Annotated in this window: 21 protein-coding genes; 4 read left to right on the plus strand and 17 right to left on the minus strand. The window is 62.4% G+C overall.

Going from position 1 to position 20,584, the window contains the following annotated elements; all coding sequences use genetic code 11:
- The first annotated feature begins 35 nt into the window (after positions 1-35).
- A complete protein-coding gene (ald, locus tag ACSAGD_RS08460; RefSeq protein WP_437582286.1) occupies positions 36-1,151 on the plus strand; it encodes an alanine dehydrogenase in 1,116 nt (371 codons plus the stop codon).
- On the opposite strand, the gene ACSAGD_RS08465 is transcribed toward ald, so the two are convergent.
- The 3 genes from ACSAGD_RS08465 to ACSAGD_RS08475 form a co-directional block, all read right to left on the minus strand.
- Positions 1,152-3,878: an FtsK/SpoIIIE domain-containing protein gene (locus tag ACSAGD_RS08465; protein WP_437582287.1), complete on the minus strand. Its 2,727-nt coding sequence runs from the start codon at positions 3,876-3,878 to the stop codon at positions 1,152-1,154.
- 156 nt (positions 3,879-4,034) lie between these two features.
- The gene (locus ACSAGD_RS08470) at positions 4,035-4,841 is read right to left on the minus strand and encodes a PP2C family protein-serine/threonine phosphatase (protein WP_437582288.1); all 807 of its coding nucleotides are present in this window, start codon (positions 4,839-4,841) and stop codon (positions 4,035-4,037) included.
- A 95-nt stretch (positions 4,842-4,936) separates the two neighbouring features.
- Complete coding sequence (locus ACSAGD_RS08475; protein WP_437582289.1) at positions 4,937-6,070, minus strand: DUF4192 family protein; 1,134 nt, start codon at positions 6,068-6,070, stop codon at positions 4,937-4,939.
- A gap of 191 nt (positions 6,071-6,261) precedes the next feature.
- Between ACSAGD_RS08475 and ACSAGD_RS08480 the strand changes: the two genes are divergently transcribed.
- Positions 6,262-6,768 carry a methylated-DNA--[protein]-cysteine S-methyltransferase gene (locus ACSAGD_RS08480; RefSeq protein ID WP_437582290.1) on the plus strand — a complete coding sequence of 169 codons (507 nt, stop codon included), beginning with the start codon at positions 6,262-6,264 and terminating at the stop codon, positions 6,766-6,768.
- Between the two features lie 8 nt (positions 6,769-6,776).
- Here the strand turns inward: ACSAGD_RS08480 and ACSAGD_RS08485 are convergent, their stop codons facing one another.
- The 13 genes from ACSAGD_RS08485 to prmC all read right to left on the minus strand — a co-directional run bounded on the left by ACSAGD_RS08485 (position 6,777) and on the right by prmC (position 17,836).
- Complete coding sequence (locus ACSAGD_RS08485) at positions 6,777-7,520, minus strand: YaaA family protein (RefSeq protein WP_437582291.1); 744 nt, start codon at positions 7,518-7,520, stop codon at positions 6,777-6,779.
- 26 nt (positions 7,521-7,546) lie between these two features.
- Positions 7,547-7,816 carry a F0F1 ATP synthase subunit epsilon gene (locus ACSAGD_RS08490; RefSeq protein ID WP_437582292.1) on the minus strand — a complete coding sequence of 90 codons (270 nt, stop codon included), beginning with the start codon at positions 7,814-7,816 and terminating at the stop codon, positions 7,547-7,549.
- Positions 7,817-7,818: 2 nt separating this feature from the next.
- Positions 7,819-9,282, minus strand: coding sequence for a F0F1 ATP synthase subunit beta (gene atpD, locus ACSAGD_RS08495; RefSeq protein WP_437582293.1), 1,464 nt, complete (start codon positions 9,280-9,282; stop codon positions 7,819-7,821).
- 32 nt (positions 9,283-9,314) lie between these two features.
- On the minus strand, positions 9,315-10,211 hold the full coding sequence (locus ACSAGD_RS08500) for a F0F1 ATP synthase subunit gamma (RefSeq protein WP_437582294.1): 897 nt from the start codon (positions 10,209-10,211) through the stop codon (positions 9,315-9,317).
- Between the two features lie 3 nt (positions 10,212-10,214).
- Positions 10,215-11,840, minus strand: coding sequence for a F0F1 ATP synthase subunit alpha (gene atpA, locus ACSAGD_RS08505; RefSeq protein WP_437582295.1), 1,626 nt, complete (start codon positions 11,838-11,840; stop codon positions 10,215-10,217).
- 51 nt (positions 11,841-11,891) lie between these two features.
- Positions 11,892-12,686, minus strand: a complete 795-nt coding sequence (locus ACSAGD_RS08510; protein WP_437582296.1) for a F0F1 ATP synthase subunit delta — start codon at positions 12,684-12,686, stop codon at positions 11,892-11,894.
- Positions 12,687-12,692: 6 nt separating this feature from the next.
- Complete coding sequence (locus ACSAGD_RS08515) at positions 12,693-13,253, minus strand: F0F1 ATP synthase subunit B (RefSeq protein WP_437585144.1); 561 nt, start codon at positions 13,251-13,253, stop codon at positions 12,693-12,695.
- Between the two features lie 29 nt (positions 13,254-13,282).
- Entirely contained in the window at positions 13,283-13,516 is a 234-nt protein-coding gene (gene atpE / locus ACSAGD_RS08520; RefSeq protein ID WP_437582297.1) for an ATP synthase F0 subunit C, read from the minus strand.
- A 44-nt stretch (positions 13,517-13,560) separates the two neighbouring features.
- On the minus strand, positions 13,561-14,355 hold the full coding sequence (atpB, locus tag ACSAGD_RS08525) for a F0F1 ATP synthase subunit A (protein WP_437585145.1): 795 nt from the start codon (positions 14,353-14,355) through the stop codon (positions 13,561-13,563).
- Between the two features lie 170 nt (positions 14,356-14,525).
- On the minus strand, positions 14,526-14,972 hold the full coding sequence (locus ACSAGD_RS08530) for a hypothetical protein (protein ID WP_437582298.1): 447 nt from the start codon (positions 14,970-14,972) through the stop codon (positions 14,526-14,528).
- Complete coding sequence (locus tag ACSAGD_RS08535; protein WP_437582299.1) at positions 14,969-16,219, minus strand: MraY family glycosyltransferase; 1,251 nt, start codon at positions 16,217-16,219, stop codon at positions 14,969-14,971. The genes ACSAGD_RS08530 and ACSAGD_RS08535 overlap by 4 nt, the downstream gene beginning before the upstream one ends.
- Before the next feature lie 8 nt (positions 16,220-16,227).
- Entirely contained in the window at positions 16,228-16,887 is a 660-nt protein-coding gene (locus tag ACSAGD_RS08540) for an L-threonylcarbamoyladenylate synthase (RefSeq protein WP_437582300.1), read from the minus strand.
- A 76-nt stretch (positions 16,888-16,963) separates the two neighbouring features.
- The gene (gene prmC / locus ACSAGD_RS08545; protein WP_437582301.1) at positions 16,964-17,836 is read right to left on the minus strand and encodes a peptide chain release factor N(5)-glutamine methyltransferase; all 873 of its coding nucleotides are present in this window, start codon (positions 17,834-17,836) and stop codon (positions 16,964-16,966) included.
- A gap of 139 nt (positions 17,837-17,975) precedes the next feature.
- Between prmC and cysK the strand changes: the two genes are divergently transcribed.
- Entirely contained in the window at positions 17,976-18,914 is a 939-nt protein-coding gene (cysK, locus tag ACSAGD_RS08550; RefSeq protein WP_437582302.1) for a cysteine synthase A, read from the plus strand.
- A gap of 1 nt (position 18,915) precedes the next feature.
- Positions 18,916-19,479, plus strand: a complete 564-nt coding sequence (epsC, locus tag ACSAGD_RS08555; RefSeq protein ID WP_437582303.1) for a serine O-acetyltransferase EpsC — start codon at positions 18,916-18,918, stop codon at positions 19,477-19,479.
- A gap of 7 nt (positions 19,480-19,486) precedes the next feature.
- Here epsC and prfA read toward each other — a convergent pair whose 3' ends face one another.
- The gene (prfA, locus tag ACSAGD_RS08560) at positions 19,487-20,566 is read right to left on the minus strand and encodes a peptide chain release factor 1 (RefSeq protein ID WP_437582304.1); all 1,080 of its coding nucleotides are present in this window, start codon (positions 20,564-20,566) and stop codon (positions 19,487-19,489) included.
- Between the last annotated feature and the right edge of the window lie 18 nt (positions 20,567-20,584).

Below are 20,584 nucleotides of genomic sequence, written 5' to 3' on the forward strand. Positions count from 1 at the left end.
ACCATGCCGGCAGAACGTGCACAGCGAGGAGCACCATGCGGATTGCAGTACCAGCTGAAGTCAAGAACAACGAGTACCGCGTCGCCCTCACGCCCGCCGGCACTCACGACCTGATCGCGGCCGGCCACCGCGTGACGGTTCAGGAGGGGGCCGGTGAGGGCTCGTCGATTCCCGATGAGGCGTATGCGAATGCCGGTGCTCACGTCGAGCCCGACGTTGATGCTCTGTGGAACGATGCCGAGCTCATTCTCAAGGTCAAAGAGCCGATCGCGAGCGAGTACCGCTATTTCCGAGACGATCTCGTCATCTTCACGTATCTTCACCTTGCCGCTGACGGAGACCTCACACGCGCGCTCCTCGCTTCGGGGACGACCGCTCTTGCGTACGAGACAGTCCAGCGTGACGACCGCTCGCTTCCCCTGCTTGCTCCGATGAGCGAGGTCGCGGGCAGGCTCGCCGCCATTGTCGGCGCACACACCCTCCTCAAGCCGGCCGGAGGTCCGGGTCTCCTCGTTCCCGGGGTGCCTGGGACGCATCCCGCGAACGTCGCCGTTCTCGGCGGTGGGGTCGCTGGAACCAACGCGGCGCAGGTCGCTTCGGGTTTGGGTGCGCACGTCACCGTTCTCGATACTAACCTTGAGCGGCTACGCGAGATCGATGCGATCTTCAATGGGCGAGTGGAGACCGTGGCCTCGAACGCGCTGGAGGTCGATGCGGCCGTCACACGGGCAGACCTCGTGATCGGCTCCGTTCTCATTCCGGGGTCCAAAGCTCCCAAGCTGGTCACCAACGATCTCGTCCGGAGAATGCGCCCCGGCAGCGTGCTCGTGGACATCGCGATCGATCAGGGCGGATGCTTCGAGGACAGCCATCCGACGACGCACGACGAGCCGACCTTCCGAGTTCACGAGTCGATCTTCTACTGCGTAGCGAACATGCCGGGAGCTGTTCCGCACACCTCAACGCATGCCCTGACCAATGCCACACTCCCCTACGTTCGGGCTGTGGCGCAGGGCGGCTGGCAATCTGCGGCCGCTCAGGATCCTGCACTCGCAAAGGGCGTCAATGTGCACGCGGGCACTCTCGTCTGCGAGCCTGTTGCTCGCGCTCACGATCTTGAGTTCACTCCCCTGTCCTCTCTGATCGGCTGATCACAGCCTGCAGCGAGTGACCACGCCGTCTGCCGCGATCCTCCAGGCACGTCCTGGCTCGCGGTGCAGATACGGCGGTCGCGTACGCGACCTCGTTATCGCCCGATACTCAGCGAGGCTGCACGATTCGACGACAACGGTCGCTGTCGTTCGGAGCGATGCGAGTAGCGACCAGTTGGTCTGCCACGCGTCCGAGTCACCCACGAGGATCGTCTGGCCCGTCCCCAGCTCGTCCGGACGCATATCGGTCGGTGACAGTGTCAGCACGTGTGCGTCCGGGTACTGCGTGCGCAGGCTCCTCGCGGTCAGCACCGGTCGTGCGCAACTGACGAGCACGGTCTCATCGGGCGACAGTGTCAGCATTGAGGGCTCGATCGGCCGTTCTTCGCGCGGGGGACCCTCGGTCCACGCGAGCTGAACCACGTCGCGGTTCCATGTCGCGCTGCCAGCCCGTCGCTCGTCATCGAATGTCGCGCTGTCCCCGCCCGCGAGGATATGCTCTTGCCTCGAACCGAGGCGAAGCATGAGCACTGAGCCGAACAGCGCAGCCAGCGAGCCGAGCCCGTGCGAGAGTCGCTGTGCAGTGGCTGCGACCCAGAGCCCCATGCGCGGACCGGTGCGAAGCAGCCTGGTCAGTAGTGACAGGAAGTAATCAGTGTCGGCATCCGACAGCTCACTGATGATCGCGTCCAGGTCGTCGATCGCGAGCACGGTCCCGCGATGCTTGCTGTTCTCCCCCGCCGTCGCGGTCCCCTCAGCCCACTGCTCCATCTCGTCAAACGCCGCTTCGAGATCCCGGGAGAGCACTGAGACCTGCCAGCGCTCTCCCGTCTGCGCTTCCAAGGCCGCGATCAGTGTGCTTCGACCGGTCCGAGCTGAACCGAGCGCGAGCAGGGCGCCGTCATGGTCGGGCCGCCATGTTGCAGGCTCCTGTCTCTGTTCGCGCGGCAGATCCCGCATGCCCAAGACGAACGAATCGACTGATCGAGGAAGCTCCTCGAGCGGAACGCAATCAGGAAGAGGATCGAGCCACGGACGCCGCGGAACGGGGTCCGCCTCATGTTCGGTTGAAACGGAGTCGATGTCGGACGGATCGATGCGAGCGACCTGGATGATCGTAGGCTCCCGGTCCGGCACATCGACCACGCAACGGCCGGGAGGATTGACCGGGAGTCGCGCGGCTGTGTCTACCCCGATCACTGCAAGGCTGTCCGCGCGGTTGTTGACCCGAAGGCTCATCCTCAAAGTGCAGTTCGCCAGGAGAGAGTCCTTCACCACTCCCGTCGGCCTCTGCGTGCACAGAATGAGATGCATGCCCAGCGACCGCCCTCGCGCGGCGATGTCGACAAATAGGGCATGCAGTTCGGGGAAGCCGTCGAGCATCGTCGCGAACTCATCCACGATGATCACGAGTCGACCGAGGCCGTGTGCCTCTGCAGCATCCGTCACACCCTGCTCTCGCAACGCTCGCTCACGATGAAGAACCTCAGCTTTGAGACTCTCGAGGGCACGTGTCGCCCCGGCCGGATCAAGGTCCGTGATCACGCCCACCACGTGCGGGAGCTTCTGCAACGGTGCGAACGTCGCGCCACCCTTGAAATCGACGAGAAGAAGAGCAAGGTCCTGTGGAGTGTTTCGAGATGCGAGGCTCAACGCCCAGTTCGCAAGCAGTTCGCTCTTCCCGCTGCCTGTCGTGCCGCCGATCACTGCATGCGGGCCATGCTCGACGAGATCGACCGAGACGGCTCCGGTACCCGATCGACCGAGAACAACCTGCGTCGGCGAGGTGAGCTCTTCATTCGGCAGCTCGCACCACTCGACCTGCTCCGGAGGCTCGCCGTGAGAGGTGAGGATGCCTGATTCCTCCGCCTGCTGAACAAGCTCCGCCACGAACTGACGTGCTGCGGTCTCAGTGATCGGATGCATGCGAAGCTCACGCTTCCTCGCTGGTTCGTCTGCACTCGTCCAGGAGCCATCGGCCGGCGTTACGCATTTCACGATCTCGGTGCACTCTGCCGGGACGGAATCGACGTCCGCTCCTATCGCGAGGGTGATGTCGGCGGGCGCTGCGGGAGCAGCTGGATCTTCCACGACCCGCACCGTGACTGCCGTCTCTCCATCTACTCGAGCGTGCGGGAGATCATGTGCCCATTCCCATGCTTCCTCCGGAAGTGAACTGATGCGAAGCGCTCCCGGCGCAGTCGCCTGACAGAGCTGCACGAGATATCCCCGGCACACAGCGCGCGCGAGTGTGAGCGGCCCGATGATTCCGATGCCGTCAATGCCATCGACCGTGCAGGGCGCATGTTCAAGGAGCGCTGCCGATCGGCGCAGCTCGTCGTGAGCGGGATCATCGACCGCTCCTGCAAGCTCAATGGCGCTCGGCCGATCGCCAAGGCCGAGCACGATGCGACGCCGTCGGTCTCCACGGGCACGCCACCGAGTGAGACGTTCATCGTCGTCCAGCACCTCACGTGCGGTCGGTGTCTGCGCGAGCCGCATCGAACGCTCGATGCTGTGTTCGTGCCTGATCTCCTCAGTGACCTCTGCAAGCTTCTCGTCATACTCACGTGAATCACGCTTCATCTTGCGGCGACCTGAAATTCGGTTGTCGAGCATTCCCGCGATGGCGATGACCGGGCCGAGTATCGCGAACATCAGCACATACGGTGAGTGCGTGATCAGCCAAATAGCTCCGGCTGCGATGACGGGGGCGATACTCGCCATGAGCGGAAACGGAGCACGATTGGGCGGAGTCGGAGCAGCAGGTAGTCGGACTTTCTCAAGCACAGGCATGAATCAAGAACACCAGAGGATGCTAGCCCGCCGCTTCATCGCATCGCAGGGTGTGGATTGATGCCTCAACGCATCGGCTGTGGACGATCAGACCGCGTCAGAAACCTTCGTCTCTGCATCATCTGGGGCGACCACATCGAGCACAAGAACGGTCACGTTGTCACGGCCGCCGTTCTCGACCGCTGCTTCCACCATGAGTGTCGCCGCGTCCAGAGGGTCGGGGCCACGCTCAAGGAAGTGAAGGATGCCGTAGTCCGTGAGCTCCTTCGTAAGACCATCGGAGCAGATGACCCAACGCGTTCCCGCCTCGACCCGCCGGTAGAGATAGTCGGGAACAGGATCTTCCGTGAAGCCAACAGCCCGAGTGATGACGTTCCCCTGCGGGTGATTCTCGGCATCATTCGGGGAGATAGCCCCGATGGCGACGAGCTCCTGCACGACGGAGTGGTCGGTGGTGATCTGCTGAAGTTCACCATCCTGTTGGAGGTAGACGCGAGAATCTCCGATGTTGAAGATCGTCCACGTCGCCGTGCCCTCGACGGTCGTCAGCGCAACACCGGTCACGGTCGTGCCGGTTCCCACGTCGATGTCGTCCTCCGCCGCAAGGTCTGTCACCGCATCGCGAAGGGCCAGTTCGATTTTCTCTGGCTCGATCGCCTCACCGGACTGTGCGAGGGCGGTGAGCCGTTTCACAACAGCAGCGCTCGCGAGTTCACCTGCCGCATAGCCGCCCATCCCGTCAGCGACTGCGAAGATCGGATACTCGCCCATGACGGCATCCTGATTGACCTCTCGCTTACGGCCCACGTGGGTGACGGCGCCCCATCGGAGAATGAGATCGTCACCACCTACCGTCACGGGCCGGGAATCCGTGAACGTGGTGGGTTCTGACACGTCTTGCCTTTCGGTCGCATCCAGACGCTCGGATACAACGTCCTAGCGTGTAATAGTACCGGTTCATCGGGCAAACCGGCCCACGCGACAGACGTCTAATCAGCCTGAGCATTCACGTTGCGCAGCTCCCCTGGGTCGAAGAATGCCCAATCGGGCATCACACAGCCGTCGAGCATCATTCTCATGATGTTCGCGAACGAGTAGGTGGGGTCAGAAGCGGCCGCCCTTCGCAGCCAGACATCTGCGATACTTGCCAGCCCAAGCGCCCAATAGCACCAGGTGATGACGGTGAGCGCCGGCGCTCGATCGCACTCAGGCAGAATCGCACTCACTCGCTTGAGCAGTTCGATGGCTCTCCGAAGCCGCGCGACATCGGGACGCACTTCGATACGGCCACCGAGTGCGTACATCCACGGATCATCATCCTCGGGAGCGTTGAAGCTCTCCGGGTAGACGAGGCGTGTCCACAGGTGCGCTGCGGGTCCTTCGCCCCACGCCCAGCTGTAGGTCATGACGTCCCTCAGACGCCCGCTCTCGAGCATTGTCACGACGAGTCCGAGATCGTCAGCTCCGATCTCCGCATCTTCATCCGCGAGTCGCCCGAGGGTACGCGACAGTGCCACGGGATCGAGAAGATCACACGATCCGATTATCAGTTCGTCGTCTGAGATGGGCTCGTCCTCGACGTCAGCCCTGAACCGGTCTGCGGCGGTCAAGACAGCATCGCGTTCATGGGCGGCGACCTTCGGCATTCTCGTCTCGGTCGCGACGTCCAGGACAGCCACCTCCGGCACCCCGGCCGGGATACTCAGTTCGTCGCAGGACCGGATATCAGTCGGAAGTTCATAGGAGCCCCACTCACGGTGAGCCCGCCACAGTCGCTCGATGATATCGATGTCGAGTCCCGCGAATGCCTCGCTGAGTTCTCGTGCTATCTCGGCGCATGGAGGGCCCTCCAGCGCTGTTGCTGTCTGATCGGTGTATACGATGACAGCGACACCCGTGACGCGCGGAATTCGAGTGACCGTCTTCACCGCCACCATTGTTGCGTCGTGGCGAGTGTCCGGGTTAAGAAACCCGCCGAGGTCGAGGCGGACAGCCCCATGAGTCCGGTTGTGCTGGAAAGCAACGCACACGATGGACTCGGTGGGCTCCATGCCCACGAGCGCGGGCACAAGAGAAAGGAATTCGGCGGCTGATGCAAGTGTGACGCGTGTAGGTGAGGTCATGGGCGACAGTGTTCCCGATGAAGTCGGTCGCCGTTGGACGCTGTGGAATCACACCCTGTACGCACTCCCTGTGGACGACAGGGGATGCCAAACGTTCGATTCCTCGTCCACACCTGTGCAGAAGCGGCGCTCGTCCACAGCTCGCATGAGGCTGGGAGAGCGACGAGGATCTGCCTCGTATCGTCTCCGCCATGGAACTACCTGTTTTTGACATACCCGAATACCTTGCCGTTCTGGAGACTCCCATCGGGCGGGTCGAACTTACCGGCGATGGCTCAGCTGTCACATCGTTATCGATCGAGGACGAAGGGAGTCTCCCCCACGATGATCTGCCTCGCCGCACAGATCGTGTGCTCGATGATGCCGCTCTGCAGCTGTCCGAGTACTTTTCCGGCTACCGGCGAAGCTTCGATGTCGCGCTTAAGCCAGGAGGTACGACGTATCAGAAGGCCATCTGGGACGGCCTCGGACTCGTACCGTATGGCTCGGTCGTCACCTACGCCGAGCTGGGCTACAGCGCTGTCGGCTCGAGAGGCGGTCGCGCTGTCGGACGCGCCATCGCGGCGAATCCTATCCCGCTGCTCATCCCGAGTCATCGTGTGGTGTCGAGTCGGGGACGACTGACGGGTTACTCCGGCTCGAACGGCCTCGCCGTGAAGCGCTGGCTTCTCGACCTCGAGGAGGCTGCCGATGTATGACCGGGAACTCAGACGATAAGCGCGATCTCGCCGTTCTCGAGCATCTCCATCGAGTACCCCGCACCTGATGCCCACGAGATCAGCTCGGGCACGTCCGCGAACTCGACGTCCGCTTGAATGAGTGAACGCGTGAACGTGCCTTTTGCCTTCTTGTTGAAGTGGTTCAAGGCTCGACGCCGACCGTCTTCTCCCGCGGAGAGGACGCGCACGTAGTGTGAACCGATGCGGTCCGGCGCCGGGCCGAGATCGGCGTAGCCTTCGGAGCGGAGATCAAGGATGAGCCCGTCGTGCTCCCTAAGCTCAGCAGAAATAACAGGCTTCCACGTCTTCTTCATGCTCACTCCCGGCACACGCGAGCCGTGAGACAGACGGTAGGCGGGAATTTCGTCTAGAGCACGCAACAGTCCGAAGAGCGCTGAGTGGATGACAACGTGCTTATGCGCGAAATCGCGCTGGTTGTCTGTCAGCGAGCCCGCATCGAGCGCGTCGAACAGCACTCCCGTGTAACGGTCGATCGCGGGCATCGTCGGCGAGCCCTCGAGCATCCGGTTGATCGCCACTTCGCCTCGCTGCTTAGGACCCAGCTTCAGGGCTTTGACCGAGGCGTCTTCGTCGCGCGACAGCTCGATCAATGATTGAATGACGCGATCGCGCGTAGCTGAAAGCGAGCGAAAGCTCAACCCGGCGGAAGACAGCGAACGCCCCGTGCCGCCTGTGCGCTTCGTCTCGGACGGAGGCAGCAGGACTAGCACGGGGCGTTCGAACAGAGAGAAGAGGGTTACTTAACGAGCGAGGCGTTGCCGGCGACGACCGAGACCGTGTCGTTCTCGACTGACAGGAAGCCGTCGTCCGCCTTGGCGATGATCTTCTCACCGCCGACGGTCGTCACCCGCACCTCGCCCTGAGCGAGGATCGCGAGCATCGGTTCGTGTCCGGCCATGACACCGATCTCACCTTCGACGGTCTTGGCGACGACCAGCTTCGCCGAGCCCGACCACACCTCGTGGTCGGCCGCGACGACGCTGACCTGCAGCGAACGCTCCGCCATGACTAGCCGTTCTCCTTCTGAATCTGAGCCCACTTCTCTTCAACGTCAGAGATCGCACCGACGTTGAAGAACGCCTGGACGGCGACGTGGTCGAACTCACCCTTGCAGATCGCGTCAAAGGACTCGATGGTGTCCTTGAGCGCAACCGTCGATCCCTCGACACCGGTGAACTTCTTCGCCATGTAGGTGTTCTGCGAGAGGAACTGCTGGATACGACGAGCGCGCTCGACCGTGATCTTGTCCTCTTCGGAGAGCTCGTCGACACCGAGGATCGCGATAATCTCCTGAAGCTCCTTGTTCTTCTGCAGAATCTGCTTCACCGTGGTGGCGACGCGGTAGTGGTCCTCACCGAGGTAGCGCGGGTCGAGAATACGGCTCGTCGACGTCAGCGGATCCACTGCGGGATACAGACCCTGCGATGCGATCTCACGAGACAGCTCAGTTGTCGCGTCAAGGTGGGCGAACGTCGTGGCGGGCGCCGGGTCCGTGTAGTCGTCGGCCGGCACGTAGATCGCCTGGAGAGACGTGATCGAGTGGCCGCGGGTCGACGTGATGCGCTCCTGGAGCACACCCATCTCATCCGCGAGGTTGGGCTGGTAACCCACAGCGGAAGGCATACGTCCCAGAAGGGTCGAAACCTCGGAGCCAGCCTGCGTGAAGCGGAAGATGTTGTCAATGAACAGCAGCACGTCCTGCTTCTGAACATCACGGAAGTACTCCGCCATGGTCAGCGCCGAAAGCGCGACACGAAGACGCGTCCCCGGCGGCTCGTCCATCTGACCGAAGACAAGCGCGGTTTTGTCAAAGACGCCCGCTTCGTCCATCTCGTGGATCAGGTCGTTGCCCTCACGCGTGCGCTCACCGACACCGGCGAACACCGACACACCGCCGTGATCCTGAGCGACTCGCTGGATCATCTCCTGGATGAGAACAGTCTTACCGACACCTGCACCACCGAACAGACCGATCTTTCCACCCTGAACGTACGGGGTCAGGAGGTCGATCACCTTGATGCCGGTCTCGAACATCTGAGTCTTCGACTCAAGCTGGTCGAAGCCCGGGGCCTTGCGGTGAATGGGCCAGCGCTCGGTGATCTCAATCTGCTCGCCGGGCTCAGCGTTCAGAACCTCGCCGGTGACGTTGAACACACGGCCCTTGGTGATGTCGCCGACGGGAACCGAGATCGGCTCTCCCGTGTCGACGACATCCTGCCCGCGAACGATGCCGTCGGTCGGCTTAAGAGCAATAGCGCGAACCAGGTCGTCGCCGAGGTGCTGAGCGACCTCGAGGGTGATGCGCTGGCGCTCGCCGCCGATCGTAATCTCAGTGGTCAGTGCGTTGTAAATGCCGGGAATCGAGTCGTGCGGAAACTCGATGTCCACGACAGGCCCGGTGACACGGGCAACGCGGCCGATCGCACCGGCCGCCTTGTCCGCCTGCTCGGGAGCGGTGGCAGTGTCTGTCATAGCTCTTTCTTCTCTCTTCGTGTTCGAAGCTCTTAGGACGCAGACAGGGCGTCGGCTCCGCCGACGATCTCTGAAATCTGCTGGGTGATCTCAGCCTGACGCGCGTTGTTGCGCAGGCGTGTGTAGTCCGTGATCAGCTTGTCCGCGTTGTCGCTCGCCGACTTCATCGCCTTCTGCGTCGCCGCGTGCTTTGCGGCCGCCGACTGCAGCATGGCGTTGAAGATGCGACTCTCGATGTACACCGGAAGCAGCGCGTCCAGCACGCTCTCGGCATCAGGCTCGAACTCGTACAGGGGAAGAACCTCGCTCTCCGCGGGCTCCTCAACTCCTTCGACGACTTCGAGGGGCAGAAGACGCACGACCTCGGGGGTCTGCGTCATCATGCTGACGAACTTGTTGTAGACGATGTGGATCTCATCGACCCCGCCCTCGGAGGCATCCGCGGCGAACGCTTCGAGCACGGTCTTCGCGATCTCCTGCGCTGTGCTGAACTCTGGCGATTCGGCGTTGACGATCCACTGGCCCGCGATGGGGAACTTGCGGAACTGGAAGTAGCCGACAGCCTTTCGCCCATACAGGTAGTGGATAACCTCTTTGCCCTGCCCCCGCAGAAGCTCCGTCAGCTCACTGCTCTCACGGAGCACCTGTGAGTTGAAGGGGCCTGCAAGACCGCGGTCACTCGTCAGGACGACGACCGCTGCTCTCGTGACCTTCTCGGGTTCCGTCGTCAGAACGTGATCGACGTTTGAGTAGGTAGCAACCGCCGACACAGCCCTCGTGATCGCCCGCGAGTACGGGCCGGAGGCCGCGACCCGCGCTTGCGCCTTGGCAATGCGGGACGCGGCGATCAGCTCCATCGCCTTGGTGATCTTCTTTGTGGTCTGCGCAGACTTGATCTTCTGCGTATAGACCCGAAGCTGTGCACCCATGGACTATCGACGTCCCTTGACGATCTTCTCCTGGTTCACGTCCTCCTCAGGAAGCTCCTCCACGACTTCCTCCAGAGTGGAGCCGTCGGCGGTCTGGAACTCGGAGATGAACGTGTCGATCGAGGAGTCGAGCGTCGAGATGTTCTCATCGGAGAGCACGTTCGTCTCGCGCAGCTCGTCGAGCACGGAGGTGTTGCGACGGAGGTAGTCGAGAAGCTCGCGTTCGAAGCGCAATACATCCTCCACCGGCACCGTGTCGAGCTTGCCGTTGGTTCCTGCCCAGATGGACACGACCTGCTCCTCAACCGGGTACGGCGAATACTGAGGCTGCTTGAGCAGCTCGGTCAGTCGGGCACCGCGCTCCAGCTGACGACGGCTTGCCGCGTCGAGGTCCGACGCGAACATTGCGAAGGCCTCAAGCGAACGGTACTGAGCCAGCTCAAGCTTCAGAGTTCCCGAAACCTTCTTAATGCTCTTGACCTGTGCGTCACCACCGACACGCGACACCGAAATACCGACGTCGACAGCCGGTCGCTGGTTGGCGTTGAAGAGGTCCGACTGCAGGAAGATCTGTCCATCGGTGATCGAGATCACGTTCGTCGGGATATACGCCGACACGTCGTTCGCCTTCGTCTCGATGATCGGAAGTCCGGTCATCGATCCGGCGCCCAGCTCGTCGGAGAGCTTTGCGCAACGCTCGAGAAGACGCGAGTGAAGGTAGAAGACGTCACCGGGGTATGCCTCACGCCCCGGCGGACGGCGCAGAAGAAGCGAAACAGCACGGTACGCCTCTGCCTGCTTCGAGAGGTCATCGAAGACGATGAGCACGTGCTTGCCGTCGTACATCCAGTGCTGGCCGATGGCCGATCCAGTGTACGGAGCGAGGTACTTGAAGCCTGCGGGGTCGGATGCCGGTGAAGCCACGATCGTCGTGTACTCCAGCGCTCCGGCGTCCTCGAGCGCACCCTTCACGGACGCGATCGTTGAACCCTTCTGCCCCACTGCGACATAGATGCAGCGGACCTGCTTCGTGGGGTCGCCGCTCTCCCAGTTGGCCTTCTGGTTGATGATCGTGTCGATCGCGAGAGCCGTCTTACCCGTCTGGCGGTCACCGATGATGAGCTGACGCTGGCCACGACCGACCGGAATCATGGCATCGATCGCCTTGATACCGGTCTGCAGCGGCTCGTGAACGCTCTTACGCTGCATGACGCCAGGCGCCTGGAGCTCAAGCTCACGACGCGCGTCGGTCGCAATGTCGCCAAGGCCGTCAATCGGGTTGCCCAGCGGGTCGACAACGCGGCCCAGGTAGCCATCACCGACCGGGACGGAGAGAACCTCGCCCGTCCGGGTCACTTCCATACCCTCGACGATTCCCGTGAACTCTCCGAGGACGATCGCACCGATCTCATCCTCATCCAGGTTCTGGGCAAGTCCGAGTGTGCCGTCCGCGAAGCGAATCAGCTCGTTCGCCATGACACCAGGCAGGCCTTCAACGTGAGCAATACCGTCCGCGGCATCGGTCACGTATCCAACCTCAGTCTTCGAAGCCTTCTCAGGCTCATATGCTGAGACGAAGTCCTTGAGAGCATCCCGGATCTCATCGGGGCTGATCGTAAGTTCTGCCATCTTCTTCCCTATCTTTGCCGGGGGTCTTCCCCGATAAGTTGTGAAACCGGTCTACCCGGCGAGCTTGAGTTTCAGGTCACCGAGTCGAGCGGCGATGCTGGCGTCGATGACGTCGTCGCCGGCTTGGATCCGAATACCGCCGACGAGCGCAGGATCGATGACGACGTTGAAGGTGACGTCTCGACCATACGTCGCTTTCAGCTGTTCCCCGAGGCGAGCAAGCCGAGCCTCGTCCAGCGGCGCCGCACTCGTAACGGTTGCGACGATCCGGCCGCGCTGATCAGCGACGATTGACGACGCCTCACTCAGCAGCTTGCCGACCCGACGGCCCCGCGCCTGCGTGATCAGATGGCTCACGATGACGACTGTCGCATCCGATGCCTTGCCGGAGAGGAGGCGCTCGACAACGTCAGCCTTGCGAGCCGGGTCCCCGAGCTTCGCACTGAGTGCGAGTTCGAGGTCCGCGTTCTCATTCACGACCCGGCCGAACTGGAAGAGCTCAGACTCGATGGGCGCGTCCGGAGAGCTGATCGCCGCAGCACGAATGCCGACCTCTTCGATGCCGGCCAGCAGATCGTCAGCGTTGGACCACCGCGAAGACGAGATCGTCTGAAGCAGCGACGTGGCGACCTCGCCCAGACGGCCCTCGAACACACGAGTGATCGCCTGGCTCTTGGTCTCAGCATCCACAGCAGGGTCAGCGAGCAGCGTGCGCAGCTGCGCGGATCCCTCAAGGACCCGCCCCGCGCCGAGCAGCGACGCCGCAGCGGCGAGGTCGACGGAACCGCCGGAGGCGTCCAACGCCTTCACCGACTGAGCGAGAGCTTCTCTAGTTGCGCTACCCATTGCTGATTACTTGTTCCCTGCTGCTGTCGTTTCGGATGCTTCGAGATCTGCGAGGAAGCGGTCGACGACCGCCGTCGCCCTCTTGTCATCGCTCAGCGACTCACCGATGACGTTGCTGGCGAGTCCAAGAGCGAGCGAGCCGACCTCGTTTCGGAGCGACACGAGAGCCGACTGGCGCTCGGCCTCGATCTGAGCGTGAGCGCTCGCAGTGATGCGCGCGGCCTCGTCAGTCGCCTGTTCCTTGGCTTCCGAAACGATCTTCTTGCCGTCTTCTCGTGCGCCCTCGCGAATACGGCCTGCCTCTGCGCGAGCATCGGCGAGCTGAGCAGTGTACTCCTCGAGCGCCGCTTCAGCCTTGCGCTGGGCCTCGTCCGCCTTCGCGATGTTGCCCTCGATCGCGGCACCACGCTCGTCAAGCATGGTGTAGAGCTTCGGAAGGGCAACCTTCCAGAAGACCACCAGGACGATGACGAAGCACACCGCAGACCAGATGATGTCGTATGACGCGGGCAGGATCGGGTTTGGAGCCGACTCCCCCTCCGCGGCGAGTACGAGTGTGTTGAGCATCATTCCTCCTTACGAATGGTGAAAGAGGACTAAACGAAGATGAAGTAGGTCGCGATACCGATGAATGCGAGAGCCTCGGTGAAGGCGATACCGATCCACATCAGAACCTGCAGCTTGCCGGCGAGCTCGGGCTGACGAGCGACGCCCTCGATCGTCTTGCCGACGACGATGCCGATGCCGATAGCCGGACCGATTGCAGCGAGGCCGTAACCGACCGTTGCGATGTTTCCGTTGAGTGCAGCGAGAACGGTTGTTGCGTCCACGTGTTTTCCTTCCGTGATGGTGAGCAGGCGGTTGCCGTGCCCGGTTAGTGTTCCTCGGCGACCGCGAGCTGGATGTAGACCGCGGTGAGAATGGTGAAGATATAAGCCTGAAGTACCGCGACAAGCACCTCGAACAGCGTAAACGCGAGCCCGAAAGCGAACGTGAACACGCCGAGCGCGGTGAACCAGCCGCTGAGCGAGACGATGAAGAACTGCGTCGCTGCGAAGAACAGCACCAGCAGCAGGTGGCCCACGACCATGTTCATCATGAGACGAAGCGTCAGCGTGACGGGACGGATGATGAACGTCGAGATGAACTCAATCGGGGTCACGACGAAGTAGACGGGCCACGGCACGCCTGCGGGGAAGAGTGAGTTCTTCAGGAACTTCGTCGGGCTCTTCTTGATGCCCGCGTAGACGAACGTGAACCACGATACGATCGCGAGCACGAGCGGGACACCGATGACGGACGTCCCAGCGATGTTCAGGCCCGGGACGATACCAGTGAGGTTCATCGCCAGCACCATGAAGAACATGGTCGCCAGGATCGGGAGGAATCGCTTTGCATCCTTCTTGCCGAGCAGATCCTCTGCGATGTTCACTCGAACGAAGTCGAGGCCCATCTCCACGAGGCTCTGGAAGCGCCCGGGGACGACCTTCATGCGGCGTGTCCCGAGCCAGAAGAGCAGGACGACCGCGATGACCGCGATGAAGCGGATCAGGATGATCCGGTTGATTTCAAACGGAGTGCCGGCAAAGAACAGCACATCCGGGAAGAACTCGTCGATCGAAGGAGAGTGGAATCCACCATCGTCGGCGGTTGGCACGAGCAGGTTCACAGCGTTCGCTATCAGCGCTATCTCCTGAATATCAGAGCAATGAGCAGAGCTCACGCTACGTTCGATCGGTGGGAAAGACGCCTTACCGGCGCCCGGAGGCGCTCAATTGGCAGGGATAATCTCCCATAACCTTAGCAAAGCTTCGAGGTTTCTACGAATCGTAGAAGTGCCTATTTCTCGTCATTTTGTTCGCCCGGCAATGTAACGTCGCTCGCATTCGCGACACGGACTTTCGCGGCGACGAACCCGTCGACGACCAGCGATCCGACGACGCCCGCGATCACTGACAGGAAGAAGATCGTGTCGTTCACCCATGGCTGTTGCTTCATCAGCCAGGCGAGTACGAGAAACACGATGAACTTCACGAGCCAGCCGCCCATGACGCTTGCGAAGAAGATCGGGACGAACAGGTCGCTCCCCGCTTTGCGATTCGCCAGAAGGATACTGACCGCGGTGACGCTCAGAAAGACGAGTGCCACAACCGCGCCGAGGAGTCCGCTGATCATTCCGCGCGGGCCATCCACGATGAGGCCGATCGCTCCTCCGAGAATCGCGATTGCCGCTGTGATCGTCGCACCCCAGACAAGACTGGCGCGGAAGACGGGGTTGGAGTTCATGACGAATGTCCTTCTGGTCGCGTGCGAGGAGAAGCGCCTGCGCTGTGCTCAGCTGTGTCTAGAGGATCGTACTCACGCTGCTCTTCGCTGGTCTCCTCATCGGGTGTGAGCTGTGCCGCAACCTCGCGGCGCTTCCGTTTGCCGAGCGGTGCGAACGTGGCTGCCGTGCAGGTGACGACACCCACGACGAAGAAGCCGAGCGCGTACCAGTACGAGTCGAAGATGAAGAGGAAGAGGCAAGGTACGGAGAGCACGACGGTCCACGCGTAGAAGATCAGAACGGCGTGCATCTGCGTGTGCCCCATGTCGATGAGCCGGTGATGCAGGTGCAGGCGGTCCGCGCTGAACGGGCTCTTGCCGGCCCGCAGACGTCGAAATACAGCCAGCCCGAAGTCGAGAAGCGGAACGATGAGAATCGTGAACGGGAGAAGAAGAGGGATGAACGCACCGACGAGCTGCGAGCTGCCGAGCTGGCCTGTGCTGCCGCCCACCTCGATTGCCGATGGATCGATCTGCCCGGTGATCGCGATCGCGGAGGAGGCCATGAGGAGGCCCACGAGAAGAGCGCCGGCATCGCCCATGAACATCTTCGCCGGATGCCAGTTCATCGGGAGGAAGCCTGCGCATACCCCAACGAGCACCGCGGAGATCAGGAGCGAGAGATTGAAGAAGTTGTACGGGCTCGTGACCTGCACAAGCAGGTACCCGTAGACGAAGAACACTCCGTTGGCGATGAGCGCGACGCCAGCCACGAGACCGTCGAGGCCGTCGATGAAGTTGATGGCGTTCATGACGAGAACGATCGTGAAGACCGTCATCACGAACGACATCCAGCTCGACCCGACAGTGCGGCCGCCGATCGGCAGCGAGTAGATCTGCACACCCAGCCAGGCGATGAGCCCCGCGGCGAGGAATTGACCGGCCAGTTTGATCATCCAGTCGAGGTCGATGAGGTCATCGACGATTCCGAGCACGACGATCAGAAGCGTTGCGCCGAGAATCGCGAGGATCGGCCCCGGGTCATCGAAGATCACCCGGAAGAACGGGTTGAGCGATGCGATCGCGATGGCCGCAGTGACGCCGAAGAACATCGCCACTCCCCCGAGCCTCGGGGTCGGGCGCGAGTGCATATCACGGTCGCGGATCGGCGGGTAGAGCTTGAACCGGAGCGCGAACCGGTAGACCGCGAGTGAGAGCACCCAGGTGATGATCATGGCGGCGAGTGCGATGAGCGCATACTGTCGCATGGGCCGCCTCAGTCGTCCGCGAGTCTGTCGCCGAGGACCTCACGCAGCTGGTCGCGGGTGATGACGCCGTCACGGAGAACGCGCGCGAGCCCGTCGTCAGTCGTCAATGCTGTGGCGTCGATGATGGTCGAGGCGACCGTGTTCCCCTGACCGGCGTCGAGGTAGATCTCCACGTCGTCACCCAGCATCTCGAGGGCGTCCTCGCACGTCGTCGCTGCAGGCATCGTGGTCTTGTTCGCACTGGAGACAGCCAGCGGGCCCGTCTCTCGAAGGATCTCGAGAGTGATCTCGTGATCTGGCATGCGCAGCGCCACCGTCCCCTCGGTCTCCCCGAGATCCCAGACGAGACTCGCCTGTGCGGGCAGGATGATGGTGAGCCCACCGGGCCAGAAGGCGTCGACGAGCTCCGACACGAGCGGAGGGACGACAGAAGCGAGAGCTGTCAGTGTGTCTGTGCCGGGCACGAGCACCGGCGGCGGCTGCTGACGTGTGCGACCCTTCGCGTCGAGGAGCCGCTGGACGGCCGCCGGGTTGAACGCGTCGGCGGCGATGCCGTAGACGGTGTCCGTGGGGAGAACGACGAGCTCGCCGCGTCCGAGGGACGCTCGAGCGAGTCGCATACCAGTGAGAAGCTCTGAGTCCACAGAGCTGTCGTATACCTTCGACATCGTCAGCGATTCTACAGCGTGACGGATGGGAGCTCTCCGCATGCGCGGAGGCATTCCGCCGTCAGAGTGTCCGTGGTCATGGGCGTACAGCGGTCGTCGCGCGATCGCGCATCGTGAAGTCGGGGAACGTCGCCGCCGCTCGCCAGCCGTCCGCGGTGAGGAGTGCGCGGATCGCCTCCCCCTGCAACTCACCGTGCTCGATCACGAGTGAGCCGCCGGGACGCAGGAGCCTGAGAGCCGTCGTTGAAAGAGACCGCACGACATCGAGTCCGTCGTCCCCTCCGTACAGGGCCGCGTCAGGGTCGTAGAAGCGCACCTCCGGGTCGATGGGGACGGCGCCGTTCGGAACGTAGGGGGGATTGGAGATGACAAGGGATGCCGTGCCGTCAAGCTCTTCCAGTGAATCGGCGAGATCGTCGAAGACCAACGTCAGGTTGTCAGCGCCGATGAGCTTCGCATTCTCAGTCGCCCAGATGAAGGCATCCACATCATTCTCGACCGCGTACACACGCGCGGTTGTGATCTCCGTCGCGAGCGCAAGCGCGATCGCACCGCTCCCCGTGCAGAGATCGACGGCGACAGGCTCAGAGTCGGGAATCGCGCGCAGAGCGTCGACGGCGATCTGCGTCACGTACTCCGTCTCGGGACGCGGCACGAAGACACCTGGACCGACACGGAGTTCAAGTCCCCGGAAGCCTGCGGTTCCCGTGATGTGCTGAAGCGGCTCTCTCGTCGAGCGACGCAGGACAAGCTCAGCCACACGATCGGCCTCAGTCGCACTCAGTGGTCGAGACGTAACGCGAGCCGCCTGCACCTCACCGCGCCCGAGCCCGAGCACATGCCCGAGCAGCAGCTCCGCGTCGACGTCGGCGTCGAGGATGCCCGACTGGGCGAGCATCCGCGCTGACGCATCGAGGACCGCGGGAACGGTAAGGTGCGAGTGGGTCATGAAGGCGACACCCTTCCAGAGATTCGGAACCAGACCAGCCTAGCCAGATCATGACTCGAATCGTCATACTGGCCGTTCAAGGGAATCACGCGGATAGTCTCAACACGACAACCCACCCCAATCGAGCCGAGGAGAACCCGTGGCAGGAAAGACCTACTCAAACATCACTGAGGCGTTCGGAAACACGCCTCTCGTCACGCTTGGGCGCACGGCCGCCGATGTGTCGGCCAAGGTCCACGCGAAGCTCGAGTTCTACAATCCCGCCGGCAGTGTGAAGGACCGAATCGGCATTGCGATTCTGGATGCTGCAGAGAAGTCCGGAGACCTGAAACCGGGCGGAACCGTCGTCGAGGGCACCAGCGGCAACACGGGAATCGCGCTGGCCGCGGCCGGTGCCGCTCGCGGATATCGCGTCGTGCTGAGCATGCCGTCTTCCATGAGCATCGAACGGCGAGTCCTGCTTCGCGCATTCGGTGCCGAACTCGTACTCACCGACCCCTCCGAGGGTATGCGCGGCGCGGTTAAGAAGGCCGAGGAGATCGCATCGGAGACTCCGGGCGCAATTCTCGCTCGTCAGTTCGAGAATGAGGCGAACGCAGAGATCCACCGCACCACCACGGGCGAGGAGATCTGGCGCGACACCGACGGCACGGTCGACATCCTCGTCTCCGGAATCGGCACCGGAGGAACGATCACCGGTGCAGGCCGCGCGCTGAAGGCGCACAATCCCGATGTCAAAGTCGTCGCGGTAGAGCCGAAGGACTCCCCGATTCTCAGTGAGGGCACGGCTGGTCCTCACAAGATCCAGGGGCTCGGCGCGAACTTCATCCCCGGCATCCTCGACACCGACATCTACGACGAGATCGTCACTGTCGAGACCGATGATGCCGTCAGCACAGCACGTGATCTCGCCACCAAGGACGGCATCCTCGCCGGCATCTCTTCTGGTGCCGCAGTATGGGCAGCGCTACAGGTCGCGGCGCGGCCCGAGAACGACGGAAAGAACATCGTCGTCATCGTTCCGGACTTCGGCGAGCGTTACATCTCGACCTTCCTCTACGAGGACCTTCGCGACTGAGATGTCGTTCTGGAAGCGGTTCCGTGAGGACATCACGGCGGCTCGAGTCCATGACCCCGCTGCGCGGGGAGCGCTCGAGATCGCCGTGGTGTACTCCGGGCTGCACGCAATTTGGCTTCACCGATTGAACCACCGTCTGTGGCGCCGTGGGCTGCGCGTGCCGGCACGCATCGGCTCGCAGCTTGCACGCTCGATCACCGGAATCGAGATCCATCCGGGAGCCCGAATCGGCCGTCGCTTCTTCATCGATCACGGCATGGGTGTTGTGATCGGTGAGACCGCGGTGATCGGAGATGACGTCATGCTCTATCACGGAGTCACTCTCGGCGGCAAGGGCGGCGGCAAAGGCAAACGTCACCCGACGATCGGAGACGGCGTCACCGTGGGCGCCGGCGCGAAGATCCTCGGACCCATCGTGGTCGGGAACGGCTGCATCGTCGGCGCAAATGCCGTCGTGACCAAGGATGCCGAGCCGCAGAGCGTGCTCGTCGGCGTGCCCGCGAAGTCACGACCTCGCGTTGCCGGGCAGCACTACGGGCTCACGGAACCCGACTACCAGATCTGACGACGCGTCAGCTGTTGTCTCCGAGCTCGGCGAGGCGGGCTTCCTCGTCCGACTGGATGCACGAGTCGATGACGGGGCCCAGGTCCCCGTTCATCACGTGATCGAGGTTGTATGCCTTGTATCCCGTGCGGTGGTCGGCGATCCGGTTCTCCGGGAAATTGTATGTGCGAATCCGCTCTGAACGGTCCATCGTGCGGATCTGGCTCTTTCGCGCATCCGAGGCGGCGGCTTCAAGCTCTTCCTGCTGCTTTGCGAGAAGCCGTGCGCGAAGAACGCGCATCGCCGCTTCGCGGTTCTGAATCTGACTCTTCTCGTTCTGCATTGAGACGACGATTCCCGTCGGGACGTGAGTGATGCGCACGGCCGAGTCCGTCGTGTTCACCGACTGTCCCCCCGGTCCCGACGAGCGATAGACATCGATGCGAAGGTCGTTCTGGGCGATCTCGACTTCCTCAGGTTCATCGACCTCGGGGAAGACAAGCACGCCCGTTGTGGACGTGTGGATGCGACCCTGCGACTCGGTCACCGGAACACGCTGCACGCGATGCACGCCACCCTCATACTTGAGGTGCGCCCACACGCCATCCTCAGGATCATTCGACGAGCTCTTGATCGCAACCTGGACGTTCTTATAGCCCCCGAGATGAGACTCGTCACGCTCCAGAAGCTCCGTCTTCCATCCCTTCGACTCTGCGTAGTGGATGTACATCCGCAGAAGGTCCGCCGCGAAGAGCGCACTCTCCGCACCGCCTTCGCCACCCTTGATCTCCATGATCACGTCACGTCCATCATCCGGGTCCCGCGGGATCAGCAGACGGCGAAGCTTCTCCTCAGCCTCTGTTGCAAGCTCTTCCATCGCAGGCACTTCATCCGCGAACGCGTCATCTTCCTTTGCCAGCTCACGAGCCGCCTCGAGGTCGTCATTCGCGCTCAGCCACGCTGAGTGCGCGGCGAGGATCTTCGAGAGCTCCGCGTAACGGCGGTTGATCTTCTTCGAGCGGACGGGATCCGCGTGCACAGCGGGATCGGCCAGCTGATCTTGCAGCTCTTTGTGCTCATCGATCAGCGCCTGGACTGACTCAAACATGTCTTCTTCCGTCTCGTA

Origin of the sequence: Paramicrobacterium salitolerans (genome assembly GCF_051513965.1) — a bacterium.
Classification (GTDB): domain Bacteria; phylum Actinomycetota; class Actinomycetes; order Actinomycetales; family Microbacteriaceae; genus Paramicrobacterium.